Below are 14,750 nucleotides of genomic sequence, written 5' to 3'. Positions count from 1 at the left end.
GGGGGACAGATGGCGACGGCAGAGCTGCGGGCGGAAGCCCTTCTGACGGTTCGGGAGGAAAGTTACCTCCAGATCGTGTGGCGTCGGTTCCGGCGTCACCGGGTCGCCCTTTTCGGAGCCGCGATCCTGATGGGTTTCATCCTCATCGCGGCGTTGGCGCCGTGGATCGCCCCTTACGATCCCTACGCGCAGAACCTGAACCTGAAGAACGCGGGGCCGTCCCCCGCCCACTGGCTGGGGACGGATGAGCTGGGCCGCGATGTCCTTTCCCGGCTGATGCACGCGGCCCGTATCTCCCTGACGGTGGCATTTGTGGTCACGTTGATCAGCCAGACCACCGGTGCCCTCATCGGGGCGATCTCCGGGTATTTCGGGGGCTGGGTTGACAACCTCATCCAGCGGATCGTGGATTTCATGCTCACCCTTCCGCTGCTCCCGCTCCTGCTGACCGTCTCCGCTCTCCTTAGCGACATCACCATCCCGGGCTTGAGTCGGGAGTGGAGCAGCGTGGTGATCATCATCATCGTCCTCAGCGTCTTCGGCTGGATGGGGTCCGCGCGTCTGGTGCGAGGGGTGGTGCTCTCGCTGCGGGAGCAGATGTTCACGGAGGCCGCGCGCGCCCTCGGGATGTCCGACCTGCAGATTGTGGTGCGCCATATGATCCCCAACGCCATGGCCCCCATCATCGTCAGCGCCACCCTCAGCCTGGGCACCGTGATCATCCTGGAGGCCGCCCTGAGCTTCCTGGGCTTTGGGGTGCAGCCTCCGGTGCCCACCTGGGGCAACATGCTCAACAACGCCCAGGCGGATATGTGGACCCAGCCCTTCAAGGCCATCGTCCCCGGGTTCTGTATTTTCCTGACCTCCCTTTCGTTCAACTTCGTAGGTGATGGCCTGCGGGACGCCCTGGATCCGCGTCTGAAGCGTTAGGCTCGTCGAGGTTCATAGGAGGGCTGCATAAGGATCTTGCGGGGAGGAAGGCCGGATGTCTGCTCGCGATCGGTTGAGGGGAGGATATCCTCTGAAGGAGGAGATGGCTTTGGTTTCCCGTGACAGCCGCGAGGTGTTGCTCGAGGTTCGGGATCTGCGCACCTATTTCTTCACGGAAGAAGGCGTGGTGAAGGCGGTGGACGGGGTGAGCTTCCACGTGCGGCGGGGGGAGATCCTGGGACTGGTCGGGGAATCTGGATGCGGGAAAAGCGTGACCTCCCTCTCGATCATGCGTTTGATCACCCCGCCCGGGCGCATCCTGGGCGGGGAGGTGCTTTTTGATGGGATGGACCTATTGAAGCTGCCCGAGTCAGAGATGGTCCGCCTGCGAGGCAGCCGGATCTCCATGATTTTCCAGCAGCCGGTGAGCTGTCTGAACCCGGTCTTTAAAATCGGTGACCAGATCGCGGAGGTTTTTCAGGTCCACGAGGGATTGAGCCGGGCGGAGGGCTGGCGCCGCGCCATTGAGCTCCTGCAGATGGTGGGCATCCCGGATCCGGAGCGACGCGCCCACTCCTATCCTCACGAGCTCTCCGGGGGCATGGCCCAGCGGGTGATGATCGCCATGGCCCTGGCCCTGGGCCCGGAGCTGCTGATCGCCGACGAGCCCACCACCGCTCTGGATGTGACCATCCAGGCCCAGATCCTGGATCTGATGCGGGAGCTCCAGCGCCGCATGCACACCGCCATCATCCTCATCACGCACGATATGGGCATCGTGGCGGAGATGTGCGATCGGGTCGCGGTGATGTATGCGGGCCAGATCATCGAGGAAGCCGATGTGCACACCATCTTCTCCAACCCGCAGCATCCCTATACCCGGGGGCTCCTGGGATCCATCCCGGTGATGGGGGTGGTGAAACCCCGCCTGGACACCATCCCCGGGACGGTGCCCAACCTGATCGATCTCCCGCCGGGCTGCCGTTTCGCGCCCCGTTGCCGCGCCCGCGTGGAGAACCAGGCCCAGCTCGGGAACGTCTGCCTGGAGCAGATCCCCCCGCTCTTTCATACGGAGCCCGGACATCAGGTCCGTTGCTGGCTTTACGGATAGCACCCCCGGCCGGCACGTTCGAAAAGGATCTCCGGAACAGGGAGGATGACGGATGACCATCGCGCAGACGCAAGTTCAGCCTCGCACGACAATCTCGGCGGATCAGGATCTGGTGGTGGTTCGGGATCTTAAGAAATATTTCCCGGTGCGTCGGGGATTGCTGCAACGCGTAGTGGCCTGGGTGAAAGCCGTGGATGGGGTGAGCTTCAACATCCGCCGCGGCGAAACCCTGGGGCTGGTCGGGGAATCCGGTTGCGGGAAAACCACCGTCGGACGCACGATCCTCCGTCTGATCGAGCCCACGGCCGGGGAAGTCTATTTCGAGGGAAGGAACATCTTCGCTCTCACCAAATCCGAACTGAAAGCCCTGCGACGGGACATGCAGATCATCTTCCAAGATCCTTACTCCTCCCTGGATCCCCGTATGCCGGTGGGGGCGAGCATCGCCGAGGGGCTCGCCGTCCACGGGATCGGAACACCGAAAGAGCGCATGGAGATGGTGATCGATCTCCTCCGCAAGGTGGGCCTAGAGGATTACCACGCCCGCCGCTATCCTCACGAGTTCTCAGGAGGCCAACGCCAGCGCATCGTCATCGCCCGGGCTCTGGCCCTGCGCCCCAAGTTCATCGTCTGCGATGAGCCGATCTCCGCCCTGGACGTCTCCATCCAGGCCCAGATCATTAACCTCCTGAAAGAGCTCCAGGAGGAGTTCCATCTCACCTATCTGTTCATCGCCCACAACCTGAGCGTCATTGAGCACGTCAGCGATCGCGTCGCAGTGATGTATCTGGGGAAGATCGTGGAGCTGACCTCTCGGGAGGAGCTGTATCGCAATCCGCTCCATCCTTACACGCAAGCTTTGCTCTCCGCCGTTCCTATTCCAGATCCCACCCTCAAGCGGGAGCGCATCCTGCTGAAGGGGGATGTCCCCAGCCCGCTCAACCCGCCCGCCGGATGCCGCTTCCATCCCCGTTGCCCGGTCGCGATGGCGCACTGCGCCCGGGAGGAGCCGCCCTTGATCAACGTGGGAACGCCGCAGCAGGAGCACTGGGTGGCGTGCTGGCGGGTGATGTAAGCTCGGCTGTCGATCCCGAGGGCGAGGTTATGGGACCCGGAACTCCAGCACCACGGTCCCCTCCGGGTCCTCCAGAACGCCTCGTTCGCTGGGTTGCCACACCGCCCCGTCGCGTCCCCAGTAAAGATCCGTGGCCGTGTTCTCCCCGGCGCGGGTGTGCACCGCCACCCGGCTGCCGGTCCATAGGGTGAGGGCCGGGAAGACGAAGAGGTTCCCATCCGTATCCCGCAGCCGCCAGCCAGCCAGGCTGAGGGTCGCTCCCTCGTTCGCCAGCACGAGGGTCTCCTGCTCCACATCCCCGACCCCGCGGATCTCCAGAACCCGCAGGCGGATCCCATCAGCGGCCGACGCTGGGGATGGCAGCGGAGTCGGAGAAGGGATGGGGGGCGGCGCCGCCGGGAGCTCCCCCGGGATCCGCAGCACCTGCCCCGGATAGATGACCGCCTCCGGGCTCAGGCCGTTGGCCCGCAACAGGCTCTCCAGGGACACCCCATAGCGCGCCGCGATCCCGATCAGGGTATCCCCAGGCTGGACGGTATACATCAGCGGGGGGCGGGGCGTCGCGGTGGGGATCGGGGTGGCCGTGGGGAGAGGGGTGGGCAGGGGCGGCAGCGGCCAGATCCGCTCGATCCCCCACAGGGCCAGGATCCCCACCCCGCAGGCTGCTACGAGGTTCCAGATCATCCATCGGGCCCAAGAATCACGTGAAATCCCTCGTCGCATGGCGCTCATCCCGGGCGTTCCCCATCGTGATCCGGAAGATCATCAGGGATTCCCATTTTATATTGCCGTTCGCCTTCGGAGACCGCATAGATGGATCGGCGGGCCTTCGATATAATTCGAGAAGGAGGATCGTACAGGCAGGAGGAGCGGACGCATCGATGCGGAGCATGCTGCAAGCCCTGCGGGAAGGCCTGGCGCGAACCCGCCAGGCCGCCTTCGGACGGATCGCGCAGCTGTTGGGGGCGACCGAGATCACGCCGGCGCTCTGGGAGGAGCTGGAGGCGGCCCTCATCCAGGCCGATGTGGGCGTCCGGGTCGCTCAAGAGCTCCTGGATCGCCTGCGAGAGCGGGTCCGCCGGGAGGGGGTCACCCGGGCGGAGGACCTGCGGGCGATGTTGAAAGCGGAGCTGCGCGCCCTGCTCAAAGATCCCCCGCCGTTGAACCTGGGGCGGGATCCCCTGGAGGTGGTGCTGGTGGTCGGGGTGAATGGCTCGGGGAAGACCACCACCGTGGCGAAGCTGGCCCACCGCTTCCGGCAGCAGGGCCGACGGGTGCTGCTGGCAGCAGCAGACACCTTCCGGGCTGCGGCGGGAGAACAGCTGGAGATCTGGGCGGATCGGGCCGGCGTGCCCTGCATCGGGGGGCAGCCCGGCGCTGATCCCGGCGCGGTGCTCTTCGACGCCCTGCAGGCCGCCCGCGCCCGGGGCTACGACCTGGTCCTGGCGGACACCGCCGGCCGGCTGCACACCAAATACAACCTGATGCAGGAGCTCCAGAAGGTCCGCCGGGTCGCCGCGAAAGCGGTCCCGGGCGCACCCCACGAGGTCTGGCTGGTGCTGGATGCCACCACCGGGCAGAACGCCCTCCCGCAGGCCCGGGAGTTCCATCAAGCCGTGGGCGTCACCGGTCTGATCCTCACCAAGCTGGACGGCACGGCGAAGGGGGGCGCGGTCTTCGCCATTGCCCGAGAGCTGGGCCTGCCGGTGCGGTTTGTGGGGGTGGGAGAGGGGCTGGAGGATCTGCTGCCCTTCGATGCGGACGCCTTTGTAGAGGAGCTGTTTGAGGATGCGACGGGGTCGCCTGCCTGAAATCGAGATCCCGGCACCCTCCCGGGATGCCATGATCCGGGCGGTGGACATCCCGGAGGTGATCGGGGCTTATTGGGTTGGCTCCTGGGCCGCCGGCCGGGCGGATGCCCTGAGCGACGTGGACATCGCCCTCTGGGTGGATCCGGATGTGCCCCCCGCGCGGTTCCCGGAGCTCCTGGATCATCTCCAGGCCCGGTTGGAGGAGGCCCTTCCGGGCCATGAGATCGACCTGATCTTGCTGAACAGGCTGCCGCCGGCCCGCCGGTTCGCCCTTCTAAAGGAGCGGGAGCTCCTGTTCTGCCGGGACCCCGGCCGCTGCGCGGATTGGGAAGCCCGGGCGATGCGAGCCTATCTGGACGAGGGCCCCTTTCGGGAGCTCCTGAACCGGACCTCCCTGAAGCGCTGGAAGGGGGAAAGCCCGGTGATCGATCGAGATTTGTTGATAGATCGCATGGCTCGGCTGGAAGAGTTCCTCGCGCTGCTGGAGCCGCTGGCCGCCTTGGATCGCTCGGGCTTCTGCGGGGATCCGTATCGCTACGGCAGCGCGGAGCGCTTTCTCCAGTTGGCCATCGAAGCGGCGCTGGACATCGGGCATCACATTGTCGCCTACATGGGATTGGGGCGCCCTCAGAGCGATGCGGAGGTCTTTCGGGTCCTGGGGCAGGCGGGTTTCCTGCCGGAGGCGCTGGCGGAAGCCATGGCGCAGATGGCCCGGTGGCGGAACCGGCTGGTCCACCTGTATTGGGACATCGATCACGCCCAGGTTCGCGCGCTGCTTCTCCCGGCGATCCGGGACCTGAAGGCCTTCATGCAGGCCATCGCGCGCTTCATCGAGGGGAAATCCGCCCCCTAACCTTGTCAGCAAGCAGGGGAAGGCCGCCCTTGCCAGGCGGCCGGGTGGAGATCCACAGAAAGGGAGGGAGACGATGTCGACGGAGCTGCGAGAGCGACTGGAAGGGTTGACGCTGACCCTGGAAGATCTTCTGGACCGTCTTTGACATCCCGGAGAAGCAGGCGGAGATCCAGCGTTTGGAGGAGGAGGCCGCCCGGCCGGATTTTTGGGAACAGCCGGCCCAGGCGCAGGAGGTGCTGAGGCGATTAGGCCGCCTGAAGGAGGAGGTCCGCAACTGGCTCCATCTACACCAACGGGCTCAGGAGGTCCGGGAGCTGCTGGAGCTGGCGGAGGGCGAGGGCGATGAGGCGCTGATGGCTGAGCTGGCCCGCGAGATCGAAGCCCTGGAGGAGACGGTGCGCCGCCGCCAGTTCGAGGTCTGGATGTCCGGCCCCTACGACCGCCACGATGCCATCCTGGCCATCCACGCGGGGGCTGGCGGCACCGACGCCCAGGACTGGGCGGAGATGCTGTTGCGCATGTATCTGCGTTGGGCGGAGCGCCGGGGCTGGGAGGCCGAGTTACTGGACAAGGTGGACGGCGAGGAGGCGGGGATCAAGAGCGCCACGGTGCTGGTGAAAGGCCCCTACGCCTACGGCTACCTGAAGGCGGAGAAAGGGGTGCACCGCCTGGTGCGCATCTCCCCCTTCGACGCCGCCCGCCGCCGCCACACGTCCTTCGCCCTGGTCGAGGTCTGGCCGGACATCGGGGAGAGCCCGGAGATCGTCATCCGGCCGGAGGACATCATCATCGAGACCTTCCGGGCCTCCACGGCGGGCGGCCAGCATATGCAGAAGAACGAGACGGCCGTCCGCATCCGGCACATCCCGACGGGGATCGTGGTCTCCTGCCAGAACGAGCGCAGCCAGACCCAGAACAAAGAGACCGCCCTCAAGATCCTGAAGGCCCGGCTGGCGGAGCTGGAGGAGCAGAAGCGCCGGGCGGAGATCGCCGCCCTCAAGGGCGAACACGTCAGCGCCGAGTGGGGCAACCAGATCCGCTCCTACGTGTTGCATCCCTATCAGTTGGTCAAGGACCATCGCACCGACTACGAGACCAGCCAGGTGGAGCGGGTCCTGGACGGGGAGCTGGACGATTTCATGGAGGCCTATCTGCGCCAAGCTGTCGCGGCTCCCCGCTCGTGATGGGGGAAGCAGCCTGCCAGGCGGGGGATCCAGGGGGGAGATGATGGGGAAGCGAAAAACGAGGAATCCCACCGGGGAGTGGCTTTCTCTGAAAGAGGCGGCGGCGATGCTGGGGGTGCACCCGGCCACGCTGCGGGCGTGGGCGGATGCCGGGCGCATCCCCTCCCAGCGGACCGCCGGGGGGCATCGGCGGTTCGCCCGCAAGGATCTGGAAGCCTGGCTGCAGGCCCACGGCGCGGAGCCCGGGGTGCGCATGCTGATCACTTACACCCTGGGCCAGCTCCGTCTGGAGCTCGCCCGGGGAGTCGGCCCTCAGGCCCCCTGGTTCGAACGGATGCGCGGCCCTATCGCTCAAGAGTTCCAGGCCACGTGCTACCAGCTCCTGGAGGAGCTCCAGGCTTACATCCGGGATCACGACCCGCACCGCCCCCGCCGGATCGGGCAACGTTACGCCGAGCAGGCGCACGCGGCCGGGCTGGGGCTGGAAGACCTGTTGCGGGCGTTCCTCCACTTCGGCGGCCACCTCCTGGAGAGCGTGTTCCGGATGGTGGAGCTGGGCGGGGCGCCGGAGCGCTGGCGCGAGGTCTATCGGGACATCCTCGCTTTTTACAACGAAACGTTGCTGGCGATGGTGGGGGGATATCTGGAGCGCGCGCCATGGGATCAGGCCGTCGTCCGTCCGGCAACCGGCTGAGCAGCCTCCTGATCGGAGCGGGGCTGCTCCTCGGGGCCGCCGGGCTCGCGACGGCCTGGTCCACCCCCCGGGATCCTGAACCCCTTCCACTTCCACCCCGGGGGCCTTCCGCAGCCCCAGCGACCCGCTCGCCGTCCTCCAGGGCGATGGCGGATCCCCCCATCCGCTCGATCATCTCGGACATCGGGCTGGAGGCCCCGGTGGTCCCGGCGCGCCTGACCACGATGACGGAGGGGAGCCAGGTCTTCATCACCTGGGAGCCTCCCCGCGGGTTCGCCGCCGGCTGGCTTCTCACCCCGGCGGCGCCCGGCCAGGGGGGCAATGTGGTCCTGATCGGCCACCACAACATCAAGGGGAAGGCCTTCCGCGCCCTCCATCGCCTGCGCCCGGGTCAGCGGATCCGGGTGGAGACCTCCCGCCAGGCCTACGGGTTCAGATGGAGGGGATCCACATCCTGCCGGGGGAAGGTCAGCCTCCGAAGGTGCGGCAGCGGAATCTGGCGTGGATCCTGCTCACCCCGGAGGAGGGCCTCACCCTGGTCCCGTGCTGGCCGCCAGAGAACAACACCCATCGCCTGATCGTGGTGGCCCGCCCAGCCCCGTGAGGGCGCCGGGCGCGGCGCGCGCGAGCGCTCATGCGAACTTTCCGGACTGGAGGTCGGGATGTCGATCCTGGATTGGACGCCGTTGCGGCGGATCCGGCGCAACCATGCGCTGGAGCACGCCACGATCCATCTGCTCAGCCAGCGGTTCCCCGGCCTGCCCATGGCCGGTCGCTCCACCCCTTTCGGGTTCTACGTTTACGGGAACGTGCCGATGGAGGCGGTGATCGCTGCGGCCCGTGAGGCCCTGGAGCGATTGCGTCGAGGCGAGCATCACTGGGCGATCCATCCGGGTTGCGGGACCAACTACGTGGCCTCTGGCACCTCCGCCGGCCTGGCGGCCTTTCTCACCCTGGGCCTGGTGCCCCATCGCCGGCGTCGCGACGTTCTCCCCCTGGTGATCTTCGCCACCGTGCTCACGTTGATCGCTGTGCAACCCCTGGGCCCATGGCTGCAGGCCCACGTCACCACCCGGGCTGACCCGGGGGATCTGGAGATCGTGGGGGTGCGGGCCCTCCCCGGCGGCTTCGTCCGGGTCCACTTCGTGGAGACCCGGGGCGGATGAGCGTCCGGAACCCGAGGTCGTAGCCAGGGAACTGCGTGAATCATTCGTGGAATACTGCCGATGATCTTCCTCTTCCACGGTGAAAACGAGCTAGAGATCGAGGAGGCCCTGCGGGAGCTGCGCGGCGAGGTGGGGGATGCGGCCGCCCAGTCCATGAACGTAATCGTTCTGGACGGCCGGCGGATCTCCCCGGCGGAGCTGCAGGCGGCATGCGCGGCGATGCCCTTCCTGGCCTCGCGGCGCCTGGTCGTCGTGGAGGGATGGTTCGCCCGGGAGCGCCGGCGGGCCCAGGAGGACGAGGCCTTCCGACAGGCCCTCGCCGCCGTCCCGCCCACCACCCTCCTGGTCCTGATCGAGCGAAAGACCCTCCCGGAGGATCATCCGCTGTTGCGCTGGATGGCGGCGCGTCTGGATCAGGCGGAGGTCCGGCATTTCCCCCTGCCGCCTCCCCGGGCCCTCCCGGAATGGGTGATGGAGCGGGCCCGGCGATACGGCGGGACCTTCACCCCGCAGGCGGCCTCCGCCCTGGCCGCCCTGATCACGGATCTCCGCCTGCTGGATCAGGAGATCCGCAAGCTCTCCGCATGGGCTGCCGGCCGTCCCGTCACCCCGCAGGATGTGGAGCGGCTGGTCCCCTACGCGGCGCCGATCAGCCTCTTCGAGCTCACGGAGGCTTTAGGACGGCGGGATGTGCGCCGGGCCCTGGCCGCCCTCCACCGGCTCCTGGAGGAAGGAGAGCACCCCCTCGGGCTGTTCGGCATGATCGTCCGCCAGTTCCGTCTGATGCTCCTGATGAAGGAACAGCTGGAACGGGGCCTCTCCCCCGCGGAGGCCGGAAACCTGCTGGGCCTTCATCCGTATGCGGCGCGCAAGATCGCCGAGTCCGCGGTCGCCTTCTCGATCCCCCAGCTGGAAACCTTCTACCGGAGCCTGGCGGAGCTGGACCTGGCCATCAAAACCGGCCAGGTCCCGGATGTGGTGGCGCTGGAGACGTTCATCGTCTCGGTGGGCCGACGGGAAGCCGTATGAAGGCGTGGATCGTTCTCAAGCCCCACGCGGAGCGCAAGCTCCGCAATTTCTACCCATGGGCCTTCCACGATGACATCGCCCGCGTTCACGGGGACCCGGAGCCGGGGGCCGTCGTGGAGGTTCGGGACGCCACGGGGACGCTGGTGGGGAGGGCGTTCTACAACCCCGCGGCCCATATCCCCCTTCGGATGCTCACCCGGGGGGACGAGCCCGTGGATTCGGGGTGGCTCCGGAGGCGCCTGGCGGAGGCCGCCGACCGGCGAAGGAGCATCCGGGACACAAACGCCGTCCGCCTGGTCCACGGGGAGGCAGATGGGCTCCCCGGGCTGATCATCGATCGCTACGGCGATGTCCTGGTGGTGCAGATCCGGAACCTGGGGATGGAGCGCTGGCGGGAGATCCTGGTGGGTGCGCTGCGTGAGCGCTTCGCCCCCCGCGGGATTTATGAGCGCAGCGATGTGGAGGCCCGGGAGGACGAGGGGCTGGAGCCGCGGGCCGGCCGGCTGTGGGGGGAGATCCCGGATCCGCTGGAGGTGGAGGAGGACGGGCTGGTCTTCGAGACCAGCGCGATCCGCGGGCAGAAGACCGGGTTCTATCTGGATCAGCGGGAGAACCGCCGGCGGTTGCGAGGGATGGTGCGGCCGGGGGATCGGGTGCTGGACGTTTACGGCTACATCGGGACCTTTGCCATCCACGCGGCCGCCGCGGGGGCGACGGCGATGGTCATCGACAAGGACCCATGGGCGTTGCAGCAGGCGGAGCGCAACGCGGCCCGCAACGGCCTGGCTTCCCGGATCACCGTCCGCCTGGGGGATGCCCTGGAGATGATGGAGGCGTTGCTTGCGGAGGGAAGGCGGTTCACCCACGTGGTCCTGGATCCGCCCGCAATGGTGAAACGACGGACGGAATGGGAGCGGGGAGTGCGCCGACGGTTCGTGGAGATGGCCGCGTTCGCCCTGCGCCTGCTGGAGGAGGGCGGGGTGCTGTTCTTCTCCTCGTGCGCCTATCCGGTCCGCCTGGAGGATCTGATCGAGGCCGTCCGCCTGGCGGCAGCCGACGTGGGCTGCCGCCTGGTCGTCCGGGATGTCACCTATCAGCCGCCGGATCACCCATGGATCCTGCAGATCCCGGAGACCCTTTACCTGAAGACGCTGATCGTGGAGAAGCAGGGATGAGCGCGGATCCTGAACCGAGGCACGATGCACGGCCGGAGAACCCAGGTTATCATGGGGAAGCCGTTCGCGCGGGTAGGAGCGATGGTCCGATGGCCAAGGATGAGAAGCTGGAAAGCCGGCGGGCAGCGGCCTGGGAGGCGGCTCGGGCGTGCGCGGACTTGTTACGCCGCCGTTTCGGGGCGCGACGGGTCTTTATCTTCGGCTCCCTGGCCGGCCAGAGCCCCTGGCACGCGCGCTCGGACATCGATATCGCCGTGGAAGGGCTGGCGCCGGAGCGTTACTTCGACGCCCTGCGGGAGTGCTGGGCGCTCCTCCCGGAGGGCATGGAGCTGGACCTGATCCCCCTGGAGAGCGCCCCTCCCACGCTGCGCGCCCATATCCTGGGGGAGGAGGAGATGCCCATCGAGCCAACGGAAGCCCTGCGTCGGGAGATCGCGCTGGAGCTCGCCCGGCTGGAGCGGCGGGTCCAGAGCCTGGAGCGGCTGATGAGCCGCTGGACCGGCGAGCCCGACGAGTTCGCCCTGCGCAGCCTCGGGAGCATCCTGCACGATTTCTACACCGGCATCGAACGGATCTTCGAGCGGATCGCGGTGCGGATCGACGGGGACCTCCCTGCCGGCCCTCACTGGCATACCGATTTGCTGTGGCGGATGATGAGCCCGTGGGGGGAATCCCGACCCGCCGTGATCGACCCCGCTCTGGGATCCCGCCTCTCGGATTACCTTCGTTTCCGACATCTGTTCCGCCATACTTATGGATTCGAGCTGGAGTGGGAGCGATGTCGGCCGCTGGCGGAGCGGATGGCGGAGACGTTTCGGGAGCTTCGAACCTCGCTGATGGCGTTCCTCGATTCCCTCACCGGGCGCCGGGAGCCATGAACGCGGAGACGCCCTCCCCTGCCTTGCGGATGCTGGGGCCCGCCCTGATGCTGGCAGGGACGATGCTCCCCTGGGGGGCAGGCCCTGCGGCCCGGGGGCTGGACGGATGGGGGGTGCTGGTCCTGATGGTCAGCGTGCCCGCCCTCTGGCTGCCCTGGGCCATCCGGGGATCGCCCCGGGCTCGGCCGATCCTGGGGGTCCTGGCCTTCCTCGCCGCCGTGGGTGCCCTGGGGGCTTGGCTGAGCGCCTGGCAGACGGCTGCGGCCTTGGCAGCGGATCCCGCCCGGGAGATCGGGAAGGGGCCGCTGTTCACCCTGGCGGGGGCAGTCCTCACGGGGGCCGCTCTCCCGGACGCCTGGAAGCCCTGGCAGCGCGCCCTGGCCACCGCCGGTGGAGTCGGGCTGGCGATGACCCTGGCCTTCGGGCTCCCCGCGGTGCGGTTCGGGGGGCGGGGGCTCGCGGTCGCCGAGGAAGGTCCATCGCCGGCCCTTCGAACCCCATGGGTGGTGATCGAGATCCAGCGTCCCACCCTTTCATTGGAGACCCCCTCGATCCCACCCGGGACGCCTAAGAGGGAGCCGCAGCGATCCCCGACACCCGCCCCACCCTCCCGAAGCGGATCCCCAACGGAGGAGCTTGGGGGGGGCTCCCAGCCGTCTGCCCCTCCGACCGAGGAGCCGCCGCCTCCGTCGGTGCCCACGCCCACGCCGATGCTCTCCCCTCCGCCCACGCCCCCGCTTTCCCCCCTCTTCCCATAGAGGTGGATCTTCAGATAAGCAGCCTCTAAAATCAAAGGAGGAGAGGAGGTCGTCCGCCCGGGGCAGGGGATCCGATTGTGATGGAGGATCCGAAATGGACGGGTTTGCGCAGGAGGTTGCCCGCCGGCTGGTGGGGAACATCGAGCAGGTGATTTTCGGGAAGCGGGAGGCGGTGGAGCTGGCGGTCATCGGGCTCCTGGCCCAGGGCCACCTGCTCATCGAGGACGTGCCCGGCGTGGGCAAGACCATGCTGGCCAAGGCCATGGCCCGCTCCATCGGGGGAACCTTCCGGCGGATCCAGTTCACGCCGGACATGCTGCCCAGCGATATCACCGGCGTCTCGATCTTCAACCCCGGCACCCGCACGTTCGAGTTCCGCCCCGGGCCGATCATGGCGAACATCGTCCTGGCGGATGAGATCAACCGGGCCACGCCGAAGACCCAGGCTGCCCTGCTGGAGGCGATGGAGGAGCGGCAGGTGAGCGTCGACGGCGTCACCTATCCTCTCCCTCAGCCGTTCCTGGTGCTGGCGACCCAGAACCCCATCGAGTATGAGGGCACCTTCCCGCTGCCCGAGGCGGAGCTGGACCGGTTTATGTTGCGCATCCGTCTGGGTTATCCGGCCCGCAAGGACGAGCTGGCGATCCTGGAGGCCCAGCAGTTCCGCCACCCCATCGAGACCCTCGACCAGGTGGTGCGGCTGGAGGAGCTGCGCCGCGCGCAAGAGGAGATCCGAGGCGTCCACGTCTCCGCGGAGATCCGAGGCTATCTCCTGGAGATCGTGGAGCGCACCCGGGAGCATCCGGACGTCTATCTGGGGGCCAGCCCGCGAGGGACGCTGGCGCTGTTCCGCACCGCGCAAGCCCGGGCCGTCCTGTGGGGGCGGGATTACGTGATCCCCGACGACATCAAGGCCCTGGTCCAGCCCTGCCTGGCCCATCGCCTGATCCTTCATCCCACCGCCCGCATGCGGGAGGTTACCCCGGAGCAGGTTCTGGAGGAGATCATGAACCGGGTTCCGGTGCCCGGCGCCGCCCTGGCGTAGCCGCCCGGCCCGTCGGGGAGGATGCCTTCTGTTTTGAAAGCGGCGGAAATCGGGTATACTCGAGCCGATCATCGGATCTGCGGGTTTCACCCGAAGGCTCCAGGAGCGAGGTGGCGGATGGGCAGGCCGGAAGATCCTCAGCGCGTGGGCAGCGTTCCGCTTGCGGATCTCGAATGGATCCTGGAGGCCTTCGCGCCCCTGCGGTTCCCGCTGGCCCAGGGCCTCTGGCTCCTGCGCCCGTGGATCGGTGCGGAGCCTCTCGCCCGTTGGATCGCCGTCCTTGAATCCGCCCCCCGAAGGCCAGGCCGGGAGGATCCCCGATGACCATAGGCGTCCTGTTGCTGATCGCTGCGGCGCTGACGCTGGCGGCGGTCTACGGCGGGCGGCGGATCCGCCTCTCCCCCCGTGCCCTCGAATCCTTCCGGCAGATCCCCTTCCAGGTCGGGCGCTCGCTGGAGACCGGCCAGCCCCTCCAGTTCGCGCTGGGATCCGGCGGGCTGCTCGGCGGCGAGGCCGCGTTCACCCTGAGCGCGGCCAGGTCCCTGGAGCGGGCGCTGGGGGATGTGCTAACGGGGGAGGTCCCTCCCTGGGTGGCTGTGGCCGATCCCGTGGCGCTGCTGTATGCGCGACATCTCTTCCAGGAGGCCGCCCGGCTGCCGGCGATGCCCTCTCCTCCCCTGGATCGCATCGAATGGGCTGGCGCCAGCCCGATGGCCTACATCGCCGGCCTGACCCTCTCCATGGGCCTCCGGCCGGTCGCCGCCAATATCCTAAGCGGGTCCTTTCGGGAGGAGGCGATCCTCGCCGGCGAGGCGGGCCAGCGGGAGGGGGCGGTCTCTCTCTTCGCCATGCCGGATCCCTTGGGGGCGGCGGCGCTGTGGCCTTTGGACCCTTCCACCGCAGTGGGGGAGGAGGCCCTCACCGCAGCGCCCCGTGAGGATACCCCGGGGCGCTGGCTGGCTCACGATCTGCTCCGCTGGTTGCTGATCGGGCTCCTCATCGCCGCCGCGCTGGGGGCGATGGGACGTGGGTGAAGGAGGG

Annotated in this window: 17 protein-coding genes and 1 pseudogene; 17 read left to right on the top strand and 1 reads right to left on the bottom strand. The window is 67.9% G+C overall.

Features of this window, described 5'->3' with window-relative positions; all coding sequences use genetic code 11:
- The first annotated feature begins 9 nt into the window (after nt 1–9).
- The 3 genes from CFB18_RS13220 to CFB18_RS13210 all read left to right on the top strand — a co-directional run bounded on the left by CFB18_RS13220 (nt 10) and on the right by CFB18_RS13210 (nt 3,116).
- Nucleotides 10–930, top strand: a complete 921-nt coding sequence (locus CFB18_RS13220; RefSeq protein ID WP_088572272.1) for an ABC transporter permease — start codon at nt 10–12, stop codon at nt 928–930.
- A gap of 103 nt (nt 931–1,033) precedes the next feature.
- On the top strand, nt 1,034–2,041 hold the full coding sequence (locus tag CFB18_RS13215; RefSeq protein ID WP_088572294.1) for an ABC transporter ATP-binding protein: 1,008 nt from the start codon (nt 1,034–1,036) through the stop codon (nt 2,039–2,041).
- A 52-nt stretch (nt 2,042–2,093) separates the two neighbouring features.
- Nucleotides 2,094–3,116, top strand: a complete 1,023-nt coding sequence (locus CFB18_RS13210) for an ABC transporter ATP-binding protein (RefSeq protein WP_088572271.1) — start codon at nt 2,094–2,096, stop codon at nt 3,114–3,116.
- 27 nt (nt 3,117–3,143) lie between these two features.
- On the opposite strand, the gene CFB18_RS13205 is transcribed toward CFB18_RS13210, so the two are convergent.
- On the bottom strand, nt 3,144–3,800 hold the full coding sequence (locus tag CFB18_RS13205; RefSeq protein ID WP_159461760.1) for a LysM peptidoglycan-binding domain-containing protein: 657 nt from the start codon (nt 3,798–3,800) through the stop codon (nt 3,144–3,146).
- Between the two features lie 197 nt (nt 3,801–3,997).
- Here CFB18_RS13205 and ftsY point away from each other — a divergent pair, with 197 nt between their 5' ends.
- The 14 genes and pseudogenes from ftsY (at nt 3,998) to CFB18_RS13140 (ending at nt 14,743) form a co-directional block, all read left to right on the top strand.
- Nucleotides 3,998–4,927: a signal recognition particle-docking protein FtsY gene (ftsY, locus tag CFB18_RS13200; protein WP_088572269.1), complete on the top strand. Its 930-nt coding sequence runs from the start codon at nt 3,998–4,000 to the stop codon at nt 4,925–4,927.
- The gene (gene hepT, locus CFB18_RS13195) at nt 4,905–5,780 is read left to right on the top strand and encodes a type VII toxin-antitoxin system HepT family RNase toxin (protein ID WP_088572268.1); all 876 of its coding nucleotides are present in this window, start codon (nt 4,905–4,907) and stop codon (nt 5,778–5,780) included. Before ftsY ends, hepT begins: the two co-directional genes overlap by 23 nt.
- Nucleotides 5,781–5,853: 73 nt before the next feature.
- Nucleotides 5,854–6,964, top strand: a protein-coding gene (prfB, locus tag CFB18_RS13190; RefSeq protein WP_143597621.1) for a peptide chain release factor 2 whose coding sequence is annotated in 2 segments (ribosomal slippage) — nt 5,854–5,922 and nt 5,924–6,964 — 1,110 coding nt in all. Because the reading frame shifts where the segments join, the coding sequence is not laid out codon by codon here.
- Between the two features lie 43 nt (nt 6,965–7,007).
- Nucleotides 7,008–7,658, top strand: a complete 651-nt coding sequence (locus CFB18_RS13185) for a MerR family transcriptional regulator (RefSeq protein ID WP_159461759.1) — start codon at nt 7,008–7,010, stop codon at nt 7,656–7,658.
- Nucleotides 7,622–8,086: pseudogene (locus CFB18_RS16625) on the top strand (sortase); the annotation flags it as partial. The gene CFB18_RS13185 and the pseudogene CFB18_RS16625, both read left to right, overlap by 37 nt.
- 53 nt (nt 8,087–8,139) lie before the next feature.
- The gene (locus tag CFB18_RS16355; protein WP_268808082.1) at nt 8,140–8,262 is read left to right on the top strand and encodes a sortase family protein; all 123 of its coding nucleotides are present in this window, start codon (nt 8,140–8,142) and stop codon (nt 8,260–8,262) included.
- Nucleotides 8,263–8,320: 58 nt separating this feature from the next.
- Complete coding sequence (locus CFB18_RS13175) at nt 8,321–8,824, top strand: DUF6391 domain-containing protein (protein ID WP_088572264.1); 504 nt, start codon at nt 8,321–8,323, stop codon at nt 8,822–8,824.
- Nucleotides 8,825–8,884: 60 nt separating this feature from the next.
- Nucleotides 8,885–9,853: a DNA polymerase III subunit delta gene (holA, locus tag CFB18_RS13170; protein ID WP_088572263.1), complete on the top strand. Its 969-nt coding sequence runs from the start codon at nt 8,885–8,887 to the stop codon at nt 9,851–9,853.
- Entirely contained in the window at nt 9,850–11,028 is a 1,179-nt protein-coding gene (locus CFB18_RS13165; RefSeq protein ID WP_088572262.1) for a class I SAM-dependent rRNA methyltransferase, read from the top strand. The genes holA and CFB18_RS13165 overlap by 4 nt, the downstream gene beginning before the upstream one ends.
- 89 nt (nt 11,029–11,117) lie before the next feature.
- Complete coding sequence (locus CFB18_RS13160; RefSeq protein WP_088572261.1) at nt 11,118–11,906, top strand: nucleotidyltransferase family protein; 789 nt, start codon at nt 11,118–11,120, stop codon at nt 11,904–11,906.
- Complete coding sequence (locus CFB18_RS13155; protein ID WP_088572260.1) at nt 11,903–12,664, top strand: hypothetical protein; 762 nt, start codon at nt 11,903–11,905, stop codon at nt 12,662–12,664. The genes CFB18_RS13160 and CFB18_RS13155 overlap by 4 nt, the downstream gene beginning before the upstream one ends.
- Nucleotides 12,665–12,758: 94 nt before the next feature.
- On the top strand, nt 12,759–13,709 hold the full coding sequence (locus CFB18_RS13150; protein ID WP_088572259.1) for an AAA family ATPase: 951 nt from the start codon (nt 12,759–12,761) through the stop codon (nt 13,707–13,709).
- A 117-nt stretch (nt 13,710–13,826) separates the two neighbouring features.
- Nucleotides 13,827–14,033 carry a hypothetical protein gene (locus CFB18_RS13145; RefSeq protein ID WP_088572258.1) on the top strand — a complete coding sequence of 69 codons (207 nt, stop codon included), beginning with the start codon at nt 13,827–13,829 and terminating at the stop codon, nt 14,031–14,033.
- Nucleotides 14,030–14,743, top strand: a complete 714-nt coding sequence (locus tag CFB18_RS13140) for a DUF6754 domain-containing protein (protein WP_088572257.1) — start codon at nt 14,030–14,032, stop codon at nt 14,741–14,743. Before CFB18_RS13145 ends, CFB18_RS13140 begins: the two co-directional genes overlap by 4 nt.
- Nucleotides 14,744–14,750: the final 7 nt, after the last annotated feature.

The sequence above is a fragment of the Thermoflexus hugenholtzii JAD2 genome, assembly GCF_900187885.1.
Classification (GTDB): domain Bacteria; phylum Chloroflexota; class Anaerolineae; order Thermoflexales; family Thermoflexaceae; genus Thermoflexus; species Thermoflexus hugenholtzii.
Note: the sequence above shows the minus strand (reverse complement) of the source record. Positions and strands in the feature narration are given on the sequence as shown.